Source organism: Salinicola peritrichatus (assembly GCF_003206715.1).
Lineage (GTDB): Bacteria > Pseudomonadota > Gammaproteobacteria > Pseudomonadales > Halomonadaceae > Salinicola > Salinicola peritrichatus.
On the sequence record NZ_PZJU01000027.1, the window covers coordinates 1 to 17,025 of the forward strand.

At 63.2% G+C, this 17,025-nt stretch carries 13 protein-coding genes; 5 read left to right on the forward strand and 8 right to left on the reverse strand.

Annotated elements, in window-relative coordinates; translation table 11 throughout:
- Positions 1–139: 139 nt before the first annotated feature.
- Positions 140–1,003, reverse strand: a complete 864-nt coding sequence (locus DOM57_RS10885; RefSeq protein ID WP_110649274.1) for an isocitrate lyase/PEP mutase family protein — start codon at positions 1,001–1,003, stop codon at positions 140–142.
- Between the two features lie 265 nt (positions 1,004–1,268).
- Between DOM57_RS10885 and DOM57_RS10890 the strand changes: the two genes are divergently transcribed.
- Complete coding sequence (locus tag DOM57_RS10890; protein ID WP_110649221.1) at positions 1,269–2,375, forward strand: cobalamin-independent methionine synthase II family protein; 1,107 nt, start codon at positions 1,269–1,271, stop codon at positions 2,373–2,375.
- Between the two features lie 41 nt (positions 2,376–2,416).
- On the opposite strand, the gene DOM57_RS10895 is transcribed toward DOM57_RS10890, so the two are convergent.
- From DOM57_RS10895 to glnA, 5 genes are all read right to left on the reverse strand, one after another.
- A complete protein-coding gene (locus DOM57_RS10895; RefSeq protein WP_110649222.1) occupies positions 2,417–4,159 on the reverse strand; it encodes an alpha-amylase family glycosyl hydrolase in 1,743 nt (580 codons plus the stop codon).
- A 55-nt stretch (positions 4,160–4,214) separates the two neighbouring features.
- Positions 4,215–5,624, reverse strand: a complete 1,410-nt coding sequence (gene glnG, locus DOM57_RS10900) for a nitrogen regulation protein NR(I) (RefSeq protein ID WP_110649223.1) — start codon at positions 5,622–5,624, stop codon at positions 4,215–4,217.
- Positions 5,625–5,712: 88 nt separating this feature from the next.
- The gene (gene glnL, locus DOM57_RS10905; RefSeq protein WP_110649224.1) at positions 5,713–6,756 is read right to left on the reverse strand and encodes a nitrogen regulation protein NR(II); all 1,044 of its coding nucleotides are present in this window, start codon (positions 6,754–6,756) and stop codon (positions 5,713–5,715) included.
- Between the two features lie 142 nt (positions 6,757–6,898).
- Complete coding sequence (locus DOM57_RS10910; protein WP_239496189.1) at positions 6,899–7,483, reverse strand: DUF4124 domain-containing protein; 585 nt, start codon at positions 7,481–7,483, stop codon at positions 6,899–6,901.
- A gap of 221 nt (positions 7,484–7,704) precedes the next feature.
- Positions 7,705–9,111, reverse strand: coding sequence for a glutamate--ammonia ligase (gene glnA / locus DOM57_RS10915; RefSeq protein WP_110649226.1), 1,407 nt, complete (start codon positions 9,109–9,111; stop codon positions 7,705–7,707).
- A 407-nt stretch (positions 9,112–9,518) separates the two neighbouring features.
- Here glnA and DOM57_RS10920 point away from each other — a divergent pair, with 407 nt between their 5' ends.
- Positions 9,519–10,505 (forward strand): polysaccharide deacetylase family protein, encoded by a 987-nt coding sequence (locus DOM57_RS10920; protein ID WP_110649227.1) that lies wholly within the window; start codon positions 9,519–9,521, stop codon positions 10,503–10,505.
- 21 nt (positions 10,506–10,526) lie between these two features.
- Here DOM57_RS10920 and DOM57_RS10925 read toward each other — a convergent pair whose 3' ends face one another.
- Entirely contained in the window at positions 10,527–11,075 is a 549-nt protein-coding gene (locus DOM57_RS10925; protein WP_110649228.1) for a nucleotidyltransferase family protein, read from the reverse strand.
- Between the two features lie 67 nt (positions 11,076–11,142).
- A complete protein-coding gene (locus DOM57_RS10930) occupies positions 11,143–12,714 on the reverse strand; it encodes a TerC family protein (protein ID WP_110649229.1) in 1,572 nt (523 codons plus the stop codon).
- Positions 12,715–13,392: 678 nt separating this feature from the next.
- On the opposite strand from DOM57_RS10930, the gene typA reads away from it, so the two are divergent.
- The 3 genes from typA to DOM57_RS10950 all read left to right on the forward strand — a co-directional run bounded on the left by typA (position 13,393) and on the right by DOM57_RS10950 (position 16,970).
- Complete coding sequence (gene typA / locus DOM57_RS10940; protein WP_110649231.1) at positions 13,393–15,246, forward strand: translational GTPase TypA; 1,854 nt, start codon at positions 13,393–13,395, stop codon at positions 15,244–15,246.
- Between the two features lie 152 nt (positions 15,247–15,398).
- Entirely contained in the window at positions 15,399–16,169 is a 771-nt protein-coding gene (locus DOM57_RS10945) for an ABC transporter ATP-binding protein (RefSeq protein ID WP_110649232.1), read from the forward strand.
- A 96-nt stretch (positions 16,170–16,265) separates the two neighbouring features.
- Positions 16,266–16,970: an ABC transporter ATP-binding protein gene (locus tag DOM57_RS10950; RefSeq protein ID WP_110649233.1), complete on the forward strand. Its 705-nt coding sequence runs from the start codon at positions 16,266–16,268 to the stop codon at positions 16,968–16,970.
- Positions 16,971–17,025 lie beyond the last annotated feature (55 nt).

The following is a 17,025-nucleotide window of genomic DNA, read 5'->3' on the forward strand; positions in this document are numbered from 1 at the left end:
CTATCAACCATCTGAGGGTGGTATCAGATTGATGGGGTGAAGGTGCCCCATCAACCATTAAATCCGTATACCCCCTTTTTTCTTCCCGCTTCCAGGCGCGAAGCGCCGCTCTTACAGCTTACAGCTCCCCGAAGGGGCCTTACTCTTTCACGTCCATGTACTCGCGCGCCCAGATGCGGTACTCCTCGAGAGTGGAATAACGCGTGGAGAGCTGCGAGGCGTCGAGGTCGTTGGTGGCGATGTTACGCTGCTCGCGCAGGCAATCGTAGGTCGCCTTGATCGCGGCGAAATAGGCGGCATGGCCGTTGACCACGATGCGCACGCCCAGCGAGGCCAGGCGGGCACGATCGCGCAACGCGGGGTTGTCGTAGGTGACCAGCATCAATGGCACGGTCAGCGGCGCCGCCAATGTCTCCAGATGCTCGAAATCACGCACGCCGACCAGACAGATGGCATCGACCCCGGCCGCCTGATAGGCGCGAACGCGGGCCACGGCAGCGTCGTCATCGAGCTGGCCGGCGTTGGTGCGGGCGATGATCGCCATGGCCGGGTCGATGCGCGCTTCGAGCGCCGCGCGCATCTTGCCGACGCCCTCCTCGACCGGAATCAGATCGGTGGATTTATGGCCGTACTGCGCCGGCAGCAAGGTATCCTCGATGGTCAACGCGGCGACGCCGGCACGCTCCAGTTCGGTAATCGTGCGCATGACATTGAGCGCATTGCCGTAGCCATGGTCGGCATCAGCGATCACCGGCAGCCGGGTGACGCGTCCGATGCGCGTCGCCTGCTCGACGAATTCGCTCAGCGTGATCAGCGCAAAATCGGGCGCCGCCAATACCTGCAGCGACGCCACCGAACCTCCCAGAATGCCGACTTCGAAGCCCAGGTCGGCGGCGATGCGCGCCGACATCGGATCGAAGACGGAAGCGGTGTAGTAACACTCGTCGCCGGCCAGTAGCTGGCGGAAGTCGATACGCAGATCATGCTGTGAAGGGGTCGCCACGAAAAACTCCTGTTGCTTCGCCATGAATGGCGTCATGAAAGGAATAGCCCCACCAAACGCCGATGAATGCCGAAATTCTACCACCAAAGTCTTAGCAACGACGCCGACTCAAGCGCGCCCGTCGGGACGACTTGAATATTCCGCATGCTGACATTGAGTCTGCTTCATTGGCCGAAAAGGCGGGGAAGCCGCATCATTAGCGGCCTCAGTATCGAAGATCATCGCAACTCAGCATGACGACTCCACCGTCCAAGAGGAAAACTTCATGTCGCAAGCGCATCCCCCATTCCGAGCCGATATCGTCGGCAGCTTCCTTCGCCCGGCGGCGCTGAAGGAAGCCCGCGCCCAGTTCCAACGCGGCGACATCGATGCCGCGGCCCTCAAGGCGATCGAGGATCGCGAGATTCGCCGCGTGGTCGAGCAGCAGGAAGCGCTCGGTCTCAAGGTGGTGACCGACGGCGAATTCCGCCGCGCCTGGTGGCACTTCGACTTTCTCGAACAGCTCGATGGCGTCACCGGCTACATGGGTGACCAGGGCATCCAGTTCCAGGGCGTGCAGACCACAGCCAAGCAGATCCGTGTCGACGGCAAGGTCGGCTTCAACGCCGCGCATCCGATGCTCGATCATTTCCGTTACCTGGCGGAGGTCGCCACGGTGATGCCCAAGATGACCATCCCCAGCCCCAGCGTGCTGCATTTCCGCGGCGGGCGGAAAAAGATCGACAGCAGCGTCTACCCGAGCCTCGACGCCTTCTTCGCCGATACCGCCGATGCCTATCGCGATGCGATCCGCGCCTTTTACGACGCCGGCTGCCGCTATCTGCAGCTCGACGACACCGTGTGGGCCTATCTCTGTTCCGAGAAGGAACTGCAGGCCGCGCGTGACCGTGGCGACGATCCCGACCAGTTGCAGTCGATCTACGCCGGCGTGCTCAATCACGCCCTGGCCGACAAGCCGGACGATCTCTATGTCTCGCTGCACGTCTGCCGCGGCAACTTCCGCTCCACCTGGATCAGCGAAGGCGGCTACGAGCCGGTCGCCGAGACGCTGTTCGGCAAGGTCGGCGTCGACGCCTGGTTCCTCGAATACGACAGCGACCGGGCGGGAAGCTTCGATCCGCTGCGTTTCATTCCCGAAGGCCATCAGCAGGCGGTGCTGGGGCTGATCACCACCAAGGTGGGCCAGCTCGAGGATCCGGCGGCGGTCAAGGCACGCCTGGACGAAGCGACCCGGTTCGTCGACAAGCGCCAGATCTGCCTGAGCCCGCAGTGTGGCTTCGCCTCCACCGAGGAAGGCAACGATCTGGCCGAACAGGCGCAGTGGGACAAGATCCGGCTGACACTCGATATCGCCAGAGAATACTGGTCCTGAAAGCCCATTCGTCGCTGGTGCGCTTAAGCACCAGCGGCGGCTCAGCTCGGCCCCACGCCGTCCTGAGGTATCAGCGATCCCAGCAGGCGGCTGAGAAAGCCCTTGCGTTCCGGGTCGGGCTCCTGCTCGATCAGTGCCTTGGGATCGATGCTGGCGCGATCGACATGGATGAAGGCCGCCTGATAGGCCGGCAGCGTCAACATTCCCTCCTGCAGGCGAACCCGGAAGCCGCGGTGATAGGCGAGGCCGCCGGCACCTTCCGGCAGGCGGGTGGAACGCGACTCCGCCGTCAGATTGAATACCGCCAGAATCGCCTGATCCTGGGAGACTCGCAGCCAGCCCAGCAGGTCGTCGTCGAAGTCGCCCAGGATCAGCGTGCCGCCCAGCATGGCGGGCTGCGTCTTGCGCCAGTGGAGAAAATCCCGGACCACGCTGAGGGTGCTCTCGGTATCCGCCTGTTGCCTTTCGACCGACAGGCGACGCTGGTGGCCATCCACCGGCAGCCACGGCTCCACCGTGGAAAAACCGCCGCGCTCGCCATCGGTCCACGGCATCGGCGTGCGGCAGCCGTCGCGGCCCTTGTACTCGGGCCATAGCGCCAGGCCATAGGGATCCACCAGCCGCTCGTAGGGCACGTCGGCCTCCGGCAGGCCCAGCTCCTCGCCCTGATAGAGACAGATACTGCCGTAGAGCGAGCAGAGCATGAGCGTGGCGACCTTGGCGACCATCGGTCCCTGCTGCTCGAGATGCTCATGATCGGTCCAGCGCGATACCACGCGCGTGACGTCGTGGTTCGACAGCGCCCAGCACGGCCAGGCATCGCCGGCGTAATACTGAAAGTGCTCGATAATGTCACGCAACGGTTTGGCGCTGAATTCGGCGTCGAACAGGTCGAAGGTGTAAGCCATGTGCAGCCGATCATCGCCCAGGGTGTACTCGACCATGCGCTCGAGCGGGCGGTCGTCGGAGATCTCGCCCACCGTCATGGTGCCGGGATACTCGTCCATTAGGCTGCGCAGCTCATTGAGAAAGCCGAGATTCTCCGGCTGACTGATATCGAACTGGTGGCGCTGCATCGAATAGGGATTCGATGCCGGCACGCTGGGCGTCTTGAGCTCGCCACTGCCCAATGGCGGATTGTCCTGCAGCGTCAGGCTATGGAAATAGAAGTTGGACGCATCGAGGCGAAAACCGTCGACACCGAGATCGAGCCAGAAACGGGCATTGTCGAGCTGCGCCCTGCGCACTTCCGGGTTGTGGAAGTTCAGATCCGGCTGACATGACAGGAAGTTGTGCAGGTAGTACTGGCGTCGCCGGCTGTCGAAGGTCCAGGCACTGCCGCTGAAGAATGACAGCCAGTTGTTGGGTGGTGTGCCGTCCGGCTTGGGGTCGGCCCATACGTACCAGTCGGCGCGCTGGTTGTCGCGGGAGCTGCGGCTCTGAATGAACCAGTGATGCTGGTCGGAGGTATGGCTGAGCACCAAGTCGATGATCACCTTCAGGCCGAGTTCATGGGCCCGCTCCAACAGCATTTGAAAGTCGTGGAAGGAGCCGAATATCGGGTCGACGCCGCGATAGTCGGTGACGTCGTAACCGAAATCCTTCATCGGCGAAGGGAAGAAAGGCGAGATCCAGATGGCGTCGACGCCGAGTTCGGCCACGTAGTCGAGCTTGGCCGTGATGCCGGCAAGATCGCCGATACCGTCCCCTCGGGCATCCATGAAGCTTCGCGGATAGATCTGGTAGATGACGCTGCCGCGCCACCATTGCGTCATATCGGGCATAAATCCCCACCGTTCTCTCGCATTCCCATGGCTCACGTCCCAACGGAGCGGGCGATCAATCGTCGGCCAGCGCCGGGAGCAGCACCTTGAGCTTGCGAGTCAATGTGTTGCGTCCCCAGCCCAGCAACTCCGCCGCCTCTCCCTTGCGCCCGCCGGTATGCTTGAGCGCGGTCTCGATCAGGATGCGCTCGAAGTCGGGCACCGCCTCTTCCAGCAGATGCGTGTGCCCCGAGGCGAGCGCCCGGTCCGCCCACTCGCGGAAGGCGTTGCGCCAATCGCCGCTCGGCGTCTCGACACCTTCGATGTCGCGCAGCTCCGGCGGCAGGTCATCGACCAGCACCTCGCGACCGGAAGCCATCACCGTCAGCCAGCGGCAGGTATTCTCCAGTTGGCGTACGTTGCCCGGCCACGGCAGCCGGGTCAGATGCTCCTCGGCATCCTTGGTAAGAACCTTGGGCTCGGTGGAGAGTTCCTTGGCCGCTTCGGCGAGAAAGTGCTGGGCCAGACGCGGAATGTCCTCGCGCCGCTCGGCCAGACGCGGCAGATGCACACGAATGACGTTGAGACGGTGGAACAGATCCTCGCGGAAGCGACCATCGGTCACCAGCTTCTCCAGGTTCTGGTGCGTCGCCGCGATGATCCGCACATCGACCTTGACCGGCGTGTGGCCACCGACACGGTAGAACTCGCCGTCGGCCAGTACGCGCAGCAGCCGTGTCTGGGTATCCGCCGGCATGTCGCCGATCTCGTCGAGGAACAGCGTGCCGCCATCGGCCTGCTCGAAGCGTCCACGGCGCTGCGACGTCGCCCCGGTGAAAGCGCCCTTCTCGTGGCCGAACAGCTCGGATTCCATCAGGTCCTTGGGGATAGCCGCCATGTTCAGCGCGATGAACGGGTGGCCCTGGCGCGGACTATGCTGATGCAGCGCCTGGGCCACGCGCTCCTTGCCGGTCCCCGATTCACCGTTGATCAGCACGGTAATGTGCGATTGCGACAACCGGCCGATGGCGCGGAACACCTCCTGCATCGCCGGCGCCTCGCCGATGATTTCCGCCGACAGTCCCTCCGGCATCGCCGCCGGCGAGCGCCGCTCGCGGGCGTGGGCGACGCCACGACGCACCAGCGCCAGCGCATCGTCGACATCGAAGGGTTTGGGCAGATACTCGAACGCACCGCCCTGATAGGAGGCGACGGCGCTGTCGAGATCGGAGTGCGCCGTCATCACGATGACCGGCAGGTCGGGGTGCATCTGGCGAACCTTGGCCATCAGATCGAGACCGTCGAGGCCGGGCATGCGGATGTCGGTCAGCAGCACCTCCGGCGGCTGGCGCTCGATCGCCTCGAGCGCCGCATCGGCGCGCTCGAAGGATTGCACCTCGAGATCCGGCTGCGCCAGCGCGCGTTCCAGCACCCAACGGATTGCACGGTCGTCGTCGACGATCACGATACGAGCGACATCTGTCATGACAGTCCTCCTGCAGAACGGTGAATCGCGCTCTCGGCGACTTCGATGGCGAGTGTCGAACGACACCCGGCAATGGATTCGATCGACCTCACTGTGGCGCCTCGAACGGGATCAACAGGCGAAATTCGGTGGCGCCGGGGCGCGATTCGCACTCGATCAACCCTTGGTGCTGATGCAGGATCGACTGCGCGATCGACAGGCCTAGGCCGCTACCTTCGGCACGCCCGGAAACCATCGGGAAGAACAGCGTCTCGCGGATGTGCTCGGGAATACCCGGCCCGTTGTCGATGATGGCCACCTCGCACACCAGGCGATGACGCTCCGCCCCCAGCGTGAATTGACGGCGTACGCGAGTGCGCAATAACAGGCGCGGCGCCGGCGTGCCATGCTCCTCCATCGCCTGAACGGCATTGCGGGCGATGTTGAGCGTGGCCTGGATCAACTGCGATTCATCACCGATCAGATCCGGCACACTCGGATCGTAGTCGCGCTCGAACTGCAGCTGATGATGCTCCGCCTCCAGCAGCGCCCGCACCCGCTCCAGCACCTTGTGCACGTTGAGTGCCTCGTGACGAACCAGCGTATTGGGCCCGAGCATGCGATCGACCAGATCGCGCAGGCGGTCGGCCTCCTCGACGATGATCCGGGTGAATTCGGTCAGTTGCGGATCGGGCAGATCGCGCTCGAGCAGTTGTGCCGCGCCGCGAATGCCACCCAAGGGATTCTTGACCTCATGCGCCAGCCCCCGCATCAGTACCTTGACCGTTTCCTGACGTGCGATCAGGGCCTCCTCCCGCGAAATTCGCAGTAGACGATCGCGCGGCTCGATCTCCAGCAACAGCTCGCGACTGGTGATCGGCGTAGCGGTGAAATCCACGGTGATCACCTCGCCCGAAGCGAGTACCAGGGAGGCCTCACGTTGCGTGTAGGGATGAAACTCTTCCATCGCCTTGCGCAGCACCTGGCGGACGACACCGTCCTCTCCTTCCAGACAATCCAGCCACTGGCCGACGACCCGCGGTCGGCTGGCCGCCAGCAGCGCCTCGGCAGCCGGATTGAGCCAGCGCACCTGCAAGCGATCGTCGAGCAACACGACGGCCGTTGTCAGGTGCTCCAGCAGACGTTGATACATACGTTGTTCCATCGTGGTGATCCGGTATGTGCTTATACAGTGCAAAAACCGCGCCACTCCCCGATTTAGCCCAATCGCGGGCGATGACCAATAGAAAGGAGACCCTAACGCACCAAGTTAGTGCAATTGGCTTCGGCGATGTTTACCGATTGGGATTGCGGGTGCCGGGGTTATTAGGATTGGCCGGCAGATGAACGCTGGCGCGCTGCACGTAGAGCGTGACGGGCGGCGTGGCCAGCCGCACCTGCCCCTGAGCATCCAGCAGTTCAGCCTGCAGTCGGTGTTCGCCACGCTCGAGCTGACTCAATGCGAAGACGTTGGTCTGCAGGGGCGACTGGCGAATTTCCCCATCGACCCGCAGTTGCACGCGATCGCCGCGTTGTAGTGGCGGCTCAATGACCAGGCGTACCTGAACGTTGCCCGCCTGGCCGGTGGGCAAGGTCTGCCCGTTTTGCGGGCTGACGATCTCGAACCGGGAATATTCGAACGCCGGCGTGTCCGGCGCTGGGGCGGATGGCCGTGCCGACGACGCGCTCGCTCCGGCGTCACCGGGATCGACGACGGTGATCGGCTTGAGATCGACCCGCTCGCCGGTCTTGGGCTCGTCGCTATAGACCACGTTGCCGTCGGCATCGACATGACGGTATATCGGCGCTGCCAGCGCCGGTACGGCCACCATCAAGATGAGACAGCCCATCCATGCCCGCATCGCTCGAATCTCCGTCATTGCCCGAAGCTCTTATCGGCCACCGCCTCGCAGTCTAAAAGAACCGAGCCATCCCGTTCATCTTCACGGGTTGCGCTGTGCGCGAGAGCCAACGAAAAAAACGCCGGGAGCGACTCTGACGTCGCGCAGCGACGGCTCCGAAGGATGCCTGCCAGGGATGCGGGTATCAAAAAGCCCCACCGAGGTGGGGCTTTCTTTCCATACCGTTCTTGCGCGAGCGCTTAGACGCTGTAGTAGAGATCGAACTCGACCGGGTGCGTCGTCATGCGCAGACGCTCGACGTCTTCGCCTTTCAGCTCGATGTAGGCGTCGAGCATCTCGTCGGTGAACACGCCACCTTCGGTGAGGAAGGCGCGATCGGCGTCGAGCGCTTCCAGTGCCTGATCGAGGCTGGTCGCCACGGTCGGAACCTTCTTGCCTTCTTCCGGCGGCAGGTCGTACAGGTTCTTGTCCATGGCATCGCCAGGATGGATCTTGTTCTTGATGCCATCGATACCGGCCATCAGCATCGCCGCGAACGCCAGGTACGGGTTGGCGGTCGGATCGGGGAAACGACACTCGACGCGTTTGCCCTTCGGGCTGGAGGTGTACGGAATACGAATGGAAGCAGAACGGTTGCGCGCGCTATAGGCGAGCATGACCGGCGCTTCGAAGCCCGGCACCAGACGCTTGTAGGAGTTGGTGGAAGCGTTGGTGAAAGCGTTCAGGGCACGCGCGTGCTTGATGATGCCGCCGATGTAGTACAGCGCGGTCTCGGACAGGCCAGCGTATTCGTCACCCGCGAACTGGTTGACGCCATCCTTCCAGAAGGACTGGTGAACGTGCATGCCGGAGCCGTTATCACCGACCAGCGGCTTGGGCATGAAGGTCGCGGTCTTGCCGTAGGCGTGGGCCACATTGTGGACCACGTACTTCAGCTGCTGGACTTCGTCAGCCTTCTTCACCAGGGTGTTGAACTTGACACCGATCTCGTTCTGACCGGCGTTGGCCACTTCGTGGTGATGAACCTCGACGGCCTGGCCGATGGCCTGCAGCGTGTTGCACATGGCGCTGCGGATATCATGGAAGCTGTCGACCGGCGGCACCGGGAAATAGCCGCCCTTGACGCGCGGACGGTGCGCCAGGTTGCCGCCTTCGAACGAACGGTCGGTGGACCAGGCGCCCTCTTCGGACGAGATCTTGTACATGGAGCCTTCGATGTCGGACTTCCAGTGCACTTCGTCGAAGATGAAGAACTCCGGCTCCGGGCCGAAGAAGGCGGTGTCGCCCAGGCCAGTGCTGTTCAGGTAGGCTTCGGCGCGCTTGGCGATGGAGCGCGGGTCGCGCTCGTAGCCCTGCATGGTGGCCGGCTCGATGATGTCACAGCGCAGGATCAGGGTGGCGTCTTCGGTGAACGGATCGAGGAAACCGGTACCGTCTTCCGGACGCAGGATCATGTCCGATTCGTTGATGCCCTTCCAGCCTTCGATGGAAGAACCGTCGAACATCTGACCATCTTCAAAGAATTCCGCGTCGACGGCGCTGGCCGGGATCGTGACGTGCTGCTCCTTGCCCTTGGTATCGGTAAAGCGCAGATCAACCCACTTGACGTCGTGTTCCTCGATAAGGGCGAGGGTTTTCTCAGACATGTTGTCCTCCACTGTGAGCCTTGGCTCGATTCGTTGGCGAATATCCAACACCGCTTTTTAGCATGCGTTGAAGGGCTTGCCCATGCGCACGCCGTTTTTACATTTGTATGCAGAGAATGTGCCAAAATGAAGCATGAGCATCGAACCCCGTCATAACGGGCTGATCGAAAAGCTAAATTTCCAAGCGTACTGGCACGTTTCGAGCGCTTCGACCGCCATGGAGCGGCGACCCGGTTTCAGCGACGCCAATATAGAGCACCATATTGGTGCGTTGCTTCATACCAATGCACCATATATAAGCATCCAGCCGAGTATGCCGGGGCTTCCCCAAACCGAAGGCTGGGCCGATACTGTGGTAGATCGCCGCTCGACCCGGCGGCTCCTGTTCCCCGACCCGGATTTCATTCATGCCCAAGCTGGATCGCCCACAGGACGTGGTACAACGCTTGCGCGGCCACTGGCGTCGCAGTCTGAGTGAGCCGCTATGGGGCCGTAGCGCCATCCTGGCCGTGAACCGGGTACTCGATGACGAGGCCGAGGCGCGGTTGCCCCATCGCCTCGACTGGTGCCTGGGTCCGGACAGCTTCCGTCAGCTACTCGACAGTCTGAGCGAGATCACGCAACTGGTGAGCCTCGACAGCGCCTTGCAATTGCACCACGATCCTCGCCCGCGCATCGCCCTGACGTTCGACGGCGGCTGGCGCGATATCGCGACCCAGGTCGTGCCGGCGCTCGAACGGCTGGCGTTGCCCGCCAGCGTCTTTCTTCCCAGTGCCTCGCTGCAATCTCCCTGGATCCCCTATTGGGCCGCCATCGGCGAAGCGCTCTGGCAGGGGCGCTCCACCGCGACATTGACGGCGCTGCTGGGCGACAACGGGCTACCGTTGCCCCCGGCCCCGCCGGCAATTCGCGACGAACGCGCCAGCCAGGCGATACGCGACTATCTACACACGCTGGCGTCGACATCCGATGCGCTGCTCAAGCGGCTCGCCGACGAGCTATGGCGAGAGACACTGCCGCAGGAGATGGGGCTCGATGCGTTCAGCATCCGTCGCCTGGAACAGGGCGGCCTGCTGCGCTTCGGTCATCTGGCCGAGCTGTCTTCGCTGGCTTCCAGCCCCGACGCCCGGCGCCAGCTGCAGGCGAGCCGGCACAGGCTCGACAAGCTCTGCCGCGAGCCCCTCGCCGCGATTGCCTGCACCGATACCGAGGCATGCGATCGTCTCGACCGCTTCGCCAAGTTCGGCGATGCCACGCACTGGCTGACACGAACGCCAGGCTGGCTCGAACCGCCGCTGGATACCTCGATGTTGCCACGCTTCGTCATTTCGCAGCCGCTGGCCAGCAGCCCCGGACGCCTGTTCGATTGGCTGCTGGGACATCTGCCCGCCTGAACGCTTGCCGTCTCTTCCTGCCTACTGCGCCTCGATCTCGAGCTGCGGCCAGTGCTGACGCCAGCCCTTTTGCACTACGCGACGCCGAAAATCGCTGCTGTCGGCGTGGTTCGGATTGTGTGTCACTCTCCCCTGCAACAACGAGGCAAGCCCCAGCGGAGCGCTCAAGGACAGCCGACCGGCCCTATCCAAGGTTACGGCTATCGCCGTTTCCCGCTCGACCCAGAAACGCATGGCATCGGATGCCGAAGCATAGGGTTCATGACCGTGGCGTCGATGCATGCGTGCCTGGTTCTTGACCGACCACGGCAGCGTCGACGCCGCGCGCAGGCGCTGCGTCAACGCGCGATCCCGCTCGCGGCGCTCATCGCCGGGATCGAAATAGATCAGGTCGATATCGTTCAGCGCGGTCGCTGTCGTGTAGCCATGCAGTCGATCCCATACCAGATTGCGCACGAACCCGGCGGCCAGCCACCAGTCGGGCAGCGCCGCCTCACGGGCCTGCCGCAGCGCCGCCATCCGCCATCGATCCTGGCGAATCCAGGCGAGGATGCGTTCGCTATCGCTCATGGCCTCTCCATTCGAATGCGGGAATCAGGCAGTAGCGGCGTCCGGTTTCCTGTCCGCTCCCGGCGTCTCAATCGGATGCCGCGTCGGCATCCTCGTTCCAGCACAGCCGGACGCGCCGGATACGATGCCGCTCGACATCGCGGATCTCGATCCGCCAGGGCCCGACGTCGACCTGCGCTCCGATGTAGGGCAACGTCTCCAGACGGTCGACGACCAAGCCACCCAGGCTGGTGTAGTTGCGTCCCAGCGGCAGCGGTTCCGGCAACTGCTGGTTGACGTCGACCATGTCCTCGCTGGCGTCGATCTCGTAGCAGTCGTCGGAGACCTGGCGAATCTTGGCCTGAACGCCTTGCGCTTGCGGGTCCTCCTCGGCGATGTCGAGCATGATGTCGAGCAGCGTCACCACCCCTTCCAACGTACCGAACTCGTCCACCACGAAAGCGATCATCTCGCCGCTGCGCTGGAACTGCCTCAACGCTTCCACCAGGCTGGTGTTCTCGAGCAGCACCAGCGGCTGTTCGAGTAGCGCCTCGGTGTCCAGCGGCTTGCCGTCGAGCAGCGTGTCGAGCAGGCGTTTCTTGTGCACCACGCCCAGGGGTGCATCGCGTTCACCGTTGCGGATCGCCACCAGGCTGGCATGCCGACTCTCCCGCAGTTGGGCGACTTGACGCTCCTGGGGTTCGGCCAGATCGACGCAGTCGAGATCGCGCCGCAGCGTCATGACCGCGCCAATCGGCTTGTCGGCCATCGACAGCACGCCGCGCACCATGCGCTGCTCCGCGGCGTCGAACATCGCCGCTGCCGCATCGGCGTCGTCACGCCGCGCCAGCCCCATCTCCCCGCCACTGATCAGCCGCATCACGGCATCCGCGGTACGTGCACGGCGCATCCCCAGGCGATATCCCTGACGACGGACGTTACTTCGGCGCCACTCGTGCATCAGTTCGATCAGAATCGAGAAGCCGATCGCACCGTAGAGATAGCCTCTGGGAATGTGCAGCCCCATGCCTTCGGCCACCAGGCTGAAACCGATCATCAATAGGAAGCCGAGACACAGCAGGATGACCGTCGGATGCTCGCCGACGAAGCGGGTCAACGGCTTGCTGGCGATCAGCATCAGCGAAACGGCGATGATCACGGCGATCATCATCACCATCAGATGCTCGACCATGCCGACGGCGGTGATCACCGAATCGATCGAGAACACCGCATCCAGCGCCACGATCTGCGCCACCACCACCCAGAAGGCGGCATACTGGCCGCGATGGCGCCCCTGGTGCGCCGTGGCGGCATTGACGTGATCGTGCAACTCGCTGGTCGCCTTGTAGATCAGGAACAGGCCGCCGCCGAGCAGAATCAGGTCGCGCCCGCTGAAGCCGTGCTCGAAGATGAAGAACAGCGACCGGGTCAGCCCCATCAGCCATGACACCGCGGCCAACAGGATCAGGCGCATCCCCAGCGCCAGCGACAGCCCCATCACCCGTGCACGGTCGCGCTGCGCCGGCGGCAGCTTGTCGGCCAGAATGGCGATGAACACCAGATTGTCGACGCCGAGGACGATCTCGATGACGACCAGGGTCAAAAGCCCTATCCAGGCGGCGGGATCGATCATCCAGGAAAACTCGAACCATTCGATCATGCGGCTCGACTCCGGGTCGCTCGGCCAGCGAGAGAAGCGCGTGGGCCATCGGCCCGGAAGGCGCGGGATCGCACCAGATATGAAAAAGAAGGGGAGTATCGACAACAGCCGTCGTCGTTTGACGTGGACAAGCCAGGTCCCTCGTTTACCTATGAAGGCCCATAGTCTAGGGGCTGTTGACATTTCATGCACGGCCGCGGACGACGGGAATCCCGTCGATGCGCCATCGGCGTGTCATCACTATCGACGCGTGCTATAGCTATCGACGAAAGTAGCCAGTGTCGCGCGCTTACCTGTACAATGCGCGGCCGACCTTCCTACCCGTGCCCAGGGGACTCGTCGATCCAGCGCTAGAGCGTGGATCATCGATTTAGGGGCTGTCGGCGTTTCATGCACGGCCGCGCCGGAGCCAGTTTTTGTGCGGGGCAAGGCGTGAGGAGCGTGATTTGGTCGTTCCAAATGAACGACGAATAACGCAGCACCGTGCAAAAACTGGCCCGACCCTTCGGGTTGCGCGGCAAATGGCGCCATGCGACGTTGCGGGATTGGAAAAGGGAACCATTCTTCTCTGCATCCCGCGCCTGGCCTGGCACCATTTGGCGCAGCAACGCGGTTCGCGCTGAAACGTCAACAGCCCCTAGACATGGGCGCACACATTTTACGATGGATTTATGCCCCATGAGTGACAACGCCTCTAACGCTCGCATCGAGAGCATTAGGAACATTGCCATTATTGCCCACGTCGATCATGGCAAGACCACGCTCGTCGACAAGCTGCTGAGCCAGTCGGGCACCCTGGACCGCAAGGCCGAAGGCCAAGAGCGGATCATGGACTCCAACGACCAGGAGAAGGAACGCGGTATCACCATCCTGGCCAAGAACACCGCGATCCGCTGGAACGACGGCAACGGCCGCGACTATCACATCAATATCGTCGACACCCCAGGACACGCCGACTTCGGCGGCGAGGTCGAGCGCGTGATGTCGATGGTCGACTCGGTACTGCTGCTGGTCGATGCCGTCGACGGCCCGATGCCGCAGACCCGCTTCGTGACCCAGAAGGCCTTCGCCCAGGGGCTCAAGCCGATCGTCGTGGTCAACAAGATCGACCGCCCCGGCGCGCGTCCGGACTGGGTCATCGACCAGATCTTCGATCTGTTCGACAACCTCGGCGCCACCGACGAGCAGCTCGACTTCCCGATCATCTACTGCTCGGCGCTCAACGGCATTGCCGGCATGGAGCCGGATCAGCTCGCCGACGACATGACGCCGATGTTCCAGTCGATCGTCGACATCGTCGAGCCCCCCAACGTCGAACTCGACGGCCCGTTCCAGATGCAGATCTCGGCGCTCGACTACTCGAGCTACGTCGGCGTCATCGGCCTTGGCCGGATCAAGCGCGGCAGCGTCAAGCCCGGCCAGCAGATCAGCGTCATCACCAAGGAAGGCGCGACCCGCAAGGGCAAGATCGGCCAGGTCATGACCCACCTGGGCCTGGAGCGCGTGCAGACCGACGAGGCCACCGCCGGCGACATCGTCTGCGTTACCGGCATCGACAACCTGGCGATCTCCGACACGCTGTGCGACGTCAACGTCGTCGAAGCGCTGCCGCCGCTCTCCGTCGACGAACCCACCGTCTCCATGACCTTCCAGGTCAACGACTCGCCGTTCGCCGGCAAGGACGGCAAGTACGTCACCAGCCGCAACATCAAGGATCGCCTCGACCAGGAGCTGATCCACAACGTCGCGCTGCGCGTCGAGCAGGGCGAGTCGGCCGAGAAATTCAAGGTCTCCGGGCGCGGCGAACTGCACCTGTCGGTGCTGATCGAAACCATGCGCCGCGAAGGCTTCGAGCTGGCCGTGGGCCGCCCCGAGGTCATCATCAGGGAGATCGACGGCGTCAAGCAGGAGCCGTACGAAGAGGTCATCATCGACTGCGAAGAGCAGCATCAGGGCGCGGTGATGGAAGAGCTCGGCTACCGCAAGGGCGAGCTGACCAACATGAACCCGGACGGCAAGGGCCGCGTGCGCCTGGACTTCATCATTCCCGCGCGCGGGCTGATCGGCTTCCGCGGCCAGTTTTTGACGCTGACCTCCGGCACCGGCATCCTCACCAGCCGCTTCGATCATTACGGCCCGCTCAAGCCCGACGCCGCCATCGAGCGTCGCAACGGCGTGCTGGTGTCGATGGTTTCCGGCAAGGCGCTGGCCTACGCGCTCTACGCGCTGCAGGACCGCGGCAAGCTGATCATCGATCACGGCACCGAGGTCTACGAAGGCATGCTGGTCGGTATCAACAACCGCGCCAACGACATGGTCGTGAACCCCACCAAGGGCAAGAAGCTCGACAACATGCGCGCTTCCGGCAACGATGAGAACATCGTGCTGACGCCGCCGGTGCGCTTCTCCCTGGAACAGGCGATCGAGTTCCTCGACGACGACGAACTGGTCGAGATCACGCCCAACCATATCCGCCTGCGCAAGAAGCACCTGACCGAGAACGAGCGCAAGCGAGCCGGCAAGAAGGGCTGATCTCGACGCAAAGGCTGATAAGATAGGTGGCGCCGATACACGCTGAAACATACGGCGAGACGATAGAGGCGCCACTCGTTCCAGGACGGGCCGGCGCTTCCCCGGTCACGATAGCTGCTGACAATAAACGACAAAGCCGCAGGGGAGACGCGATGACGCCGATCATCGATGTCCGCAATATCCGCAAGTCGTTCGGTGGCCTGACGGTCATCGACGACTGCTCCATCCAGGTCGCCAAGGGCTCGATCACCGGCATGATCGGCCCCAACGGCGCCGGCAAATCCACGCTGTTCAACATCATCGCCGGCAGCCTGATGCCCGATAGCGGCGAGGTGCTGCTGAATGGCGAGCCGATCACCCATCTACCGGCCAACCAGCGCTTTCATAAAGGCCTGCTGCGGACGTTTCAGATCGCCCACGAGTTCAGCCACCTGACCTCGCTGGAGAATCTGATGATGGTGCCGCCGCGCCAGGAAGGGGAAAATCTGTTCAGCACCTGGCTCAAGCCCGGCGAGGTCCGGCGCCAGGAGACGGAGGTCCGGCGGCGCGCGCTCGAAGTGCTCGACTTCGTCGGGCTCTCGCACGTGCGCAACGAGCTTGCCGGCAATCTCTCCGGCGGGCAGAAGAAGCTGCTGGAACTCGGCCGCACCATGATGACCGACGCCCAGGTCGTGCTGCTCGACGAGATCGCCGCCGGGGTCAACCGCACCCTGCTGGGCGACCTGATGGGCAACATCGAACGGCTCAACCGCGAGCTCGGCTACACCTTCCTGGTGATCGAGCACGACATGGACATGATCGCGCGGCTGTGCGATCCGGTGATCGTGCTCGCCCAGGGCCAGGTGATGATGGAAGGCTCGATCGGCGAGATTCAGAACAATCCGGAAGTGATCGAGGCTTATTTCGGCGCCGAGCCGGCCTGAGTGCCGAAGTCCGCTTACGATCTGGCGCGTAACCAAGTCACCGAACGGCAAAGCACGACGCGACAATATACCGAGCAATAATAAACCGAGCACATAATGCCTTTACTCGAAGCGATCGACGTTCATGGCGGCTACGGCGGCATGAACATCCTCAATGGCGTCGACATGGCGATCGAAGCCGATGAAATCGGTGTGATCGTCGGCCCCAACGGCGCCGGCAAATCGACCATGCTCAAGGCCATCTTCGGCCTGCTGACGATCACCCAGGGCGAAATCCGCCTGCGCGGTGAAGCGATCACCAACCTCTCGCCGCACAAGCTGGTGGAGATGGGCATGGGCTTCGTGCCGCAGGAGAAGAACATCTTTCCGAGCCTCTCGGTCGAGGAGAATCTCGAGATGGGGGCGTTTCTCAAACCGGCCACCGCCTCGCGCCTGAAACGGCAGATCTACGAATTCTTCCCGCCGCTGTTCGAGAAGCGCCGACAGCCGGCCGGTGAACTCTCCGGCGGCCAGCGCCAGATGGTCGCCATGGGCCGCGCATTGATGAACGAGCCCAGCGTGCTGCTGCTCGACGAGCCCACCGCCGGGCTCTCGCCGCGTTACATGAACGAGATCTTCGAACGGGTGAAGACCATCAATGCCGCGGGTGTCGGTGTGCTGATGGTGGAGCAGAACGCCAAGCAGGCGCTGCGCATCGCGCACAAGGGCTTCGTGCTCGCGGCCGGCCAGAACCGTTTCACCGATACCGGCGAGGCGCTGCTCAACGACCCGCAGGTGGCCAAGAGCTTCCTCGGCGGCTGAAACCGCGTTCTGAAGCGCCCGAGGTTCGCGACCCGGTTCGAAGCTCGAAGCTCGA

Coding starts and splice junctions, on each gene's coding strand:
- DOM57_RS10890 (WP_110649221.1), top strand. CDS start 1,269: ATGTCGCAAGCGCATCCCCCATTCCGAGCCGATATCGTCGGCAGCTTC.
- DOM57_RS10895 (WP_110649222.1), bottom strand. CDS start 4,159: ATGCCCGATATGACGCAATGGTGGCGCGGCAGCGTCATCTACCAGATC.
- glnG (WP_110649223.1), bottom strand. CDS start 5,624: ATGACAGATGTCGCTCGTATCGTGATCGTCGACGACGACCGTGCAATC.
- glnL (WP_110649224.1), bottom strand. CDS start 6,756: ATGTATCAACGTCTGCTGGAGCACCTGACAACGGCCGTCGTGTTGCTC.
- DOM57_RS10910 (WP_239496189.1), bottom strand. CDS start 7,483: ATGACGGAGATTCGAGCGATGCGGGCATGGATGGGCTGTCTCATCTTG.
- glnA (WP_110649226.1), bottom strand. CDS start 9,111: ATGTCTGAGAAAACCCTCGCCCTTATCGAGGAACACGACGTCAAGTGG.
- DOM57_RS10920 (WP_110649227.1), top strand. CDS start 9,519: ATGCCCAAGCTGGATCGCCCACAGGACGTGGTACAACGCTTGCGCGGC.
- DOM57_RS10925 (WP_110649228.1), bottom strand. CDS start 11,075: ATGAGCGATAGCGAACGCATCCTCGCCTGGATTCGCCAGGATCGATGG.
- DOM57_RS10930 (WP_110649229.1), bottom strand. CDS start 12,714: ATGATCGAATGGTTCGAGTTTTCCTGGATGATCGATCCCGCCGCCTGG.
- typA (WP_110649231.1), top strand. CDS start 13,393: ATGAGTGACAACGCCTCTAACGCTCGCATCGAGAGCATTAGGAACATT.
- DOM57_RS10945 (WP_110649232.1), top strand. CDS start 15,399: ATGACGCCGATCATCGATGTCCGCAATATCCGCAAGTCGTTCGGTGGC.
- DOM57_RS10950 (WP_110649233.1), top strand. CDS start 16,266: ATGCCTTTACTCGAAGCGATCGACGTTCATGGCGGCTACGGCGGCATG.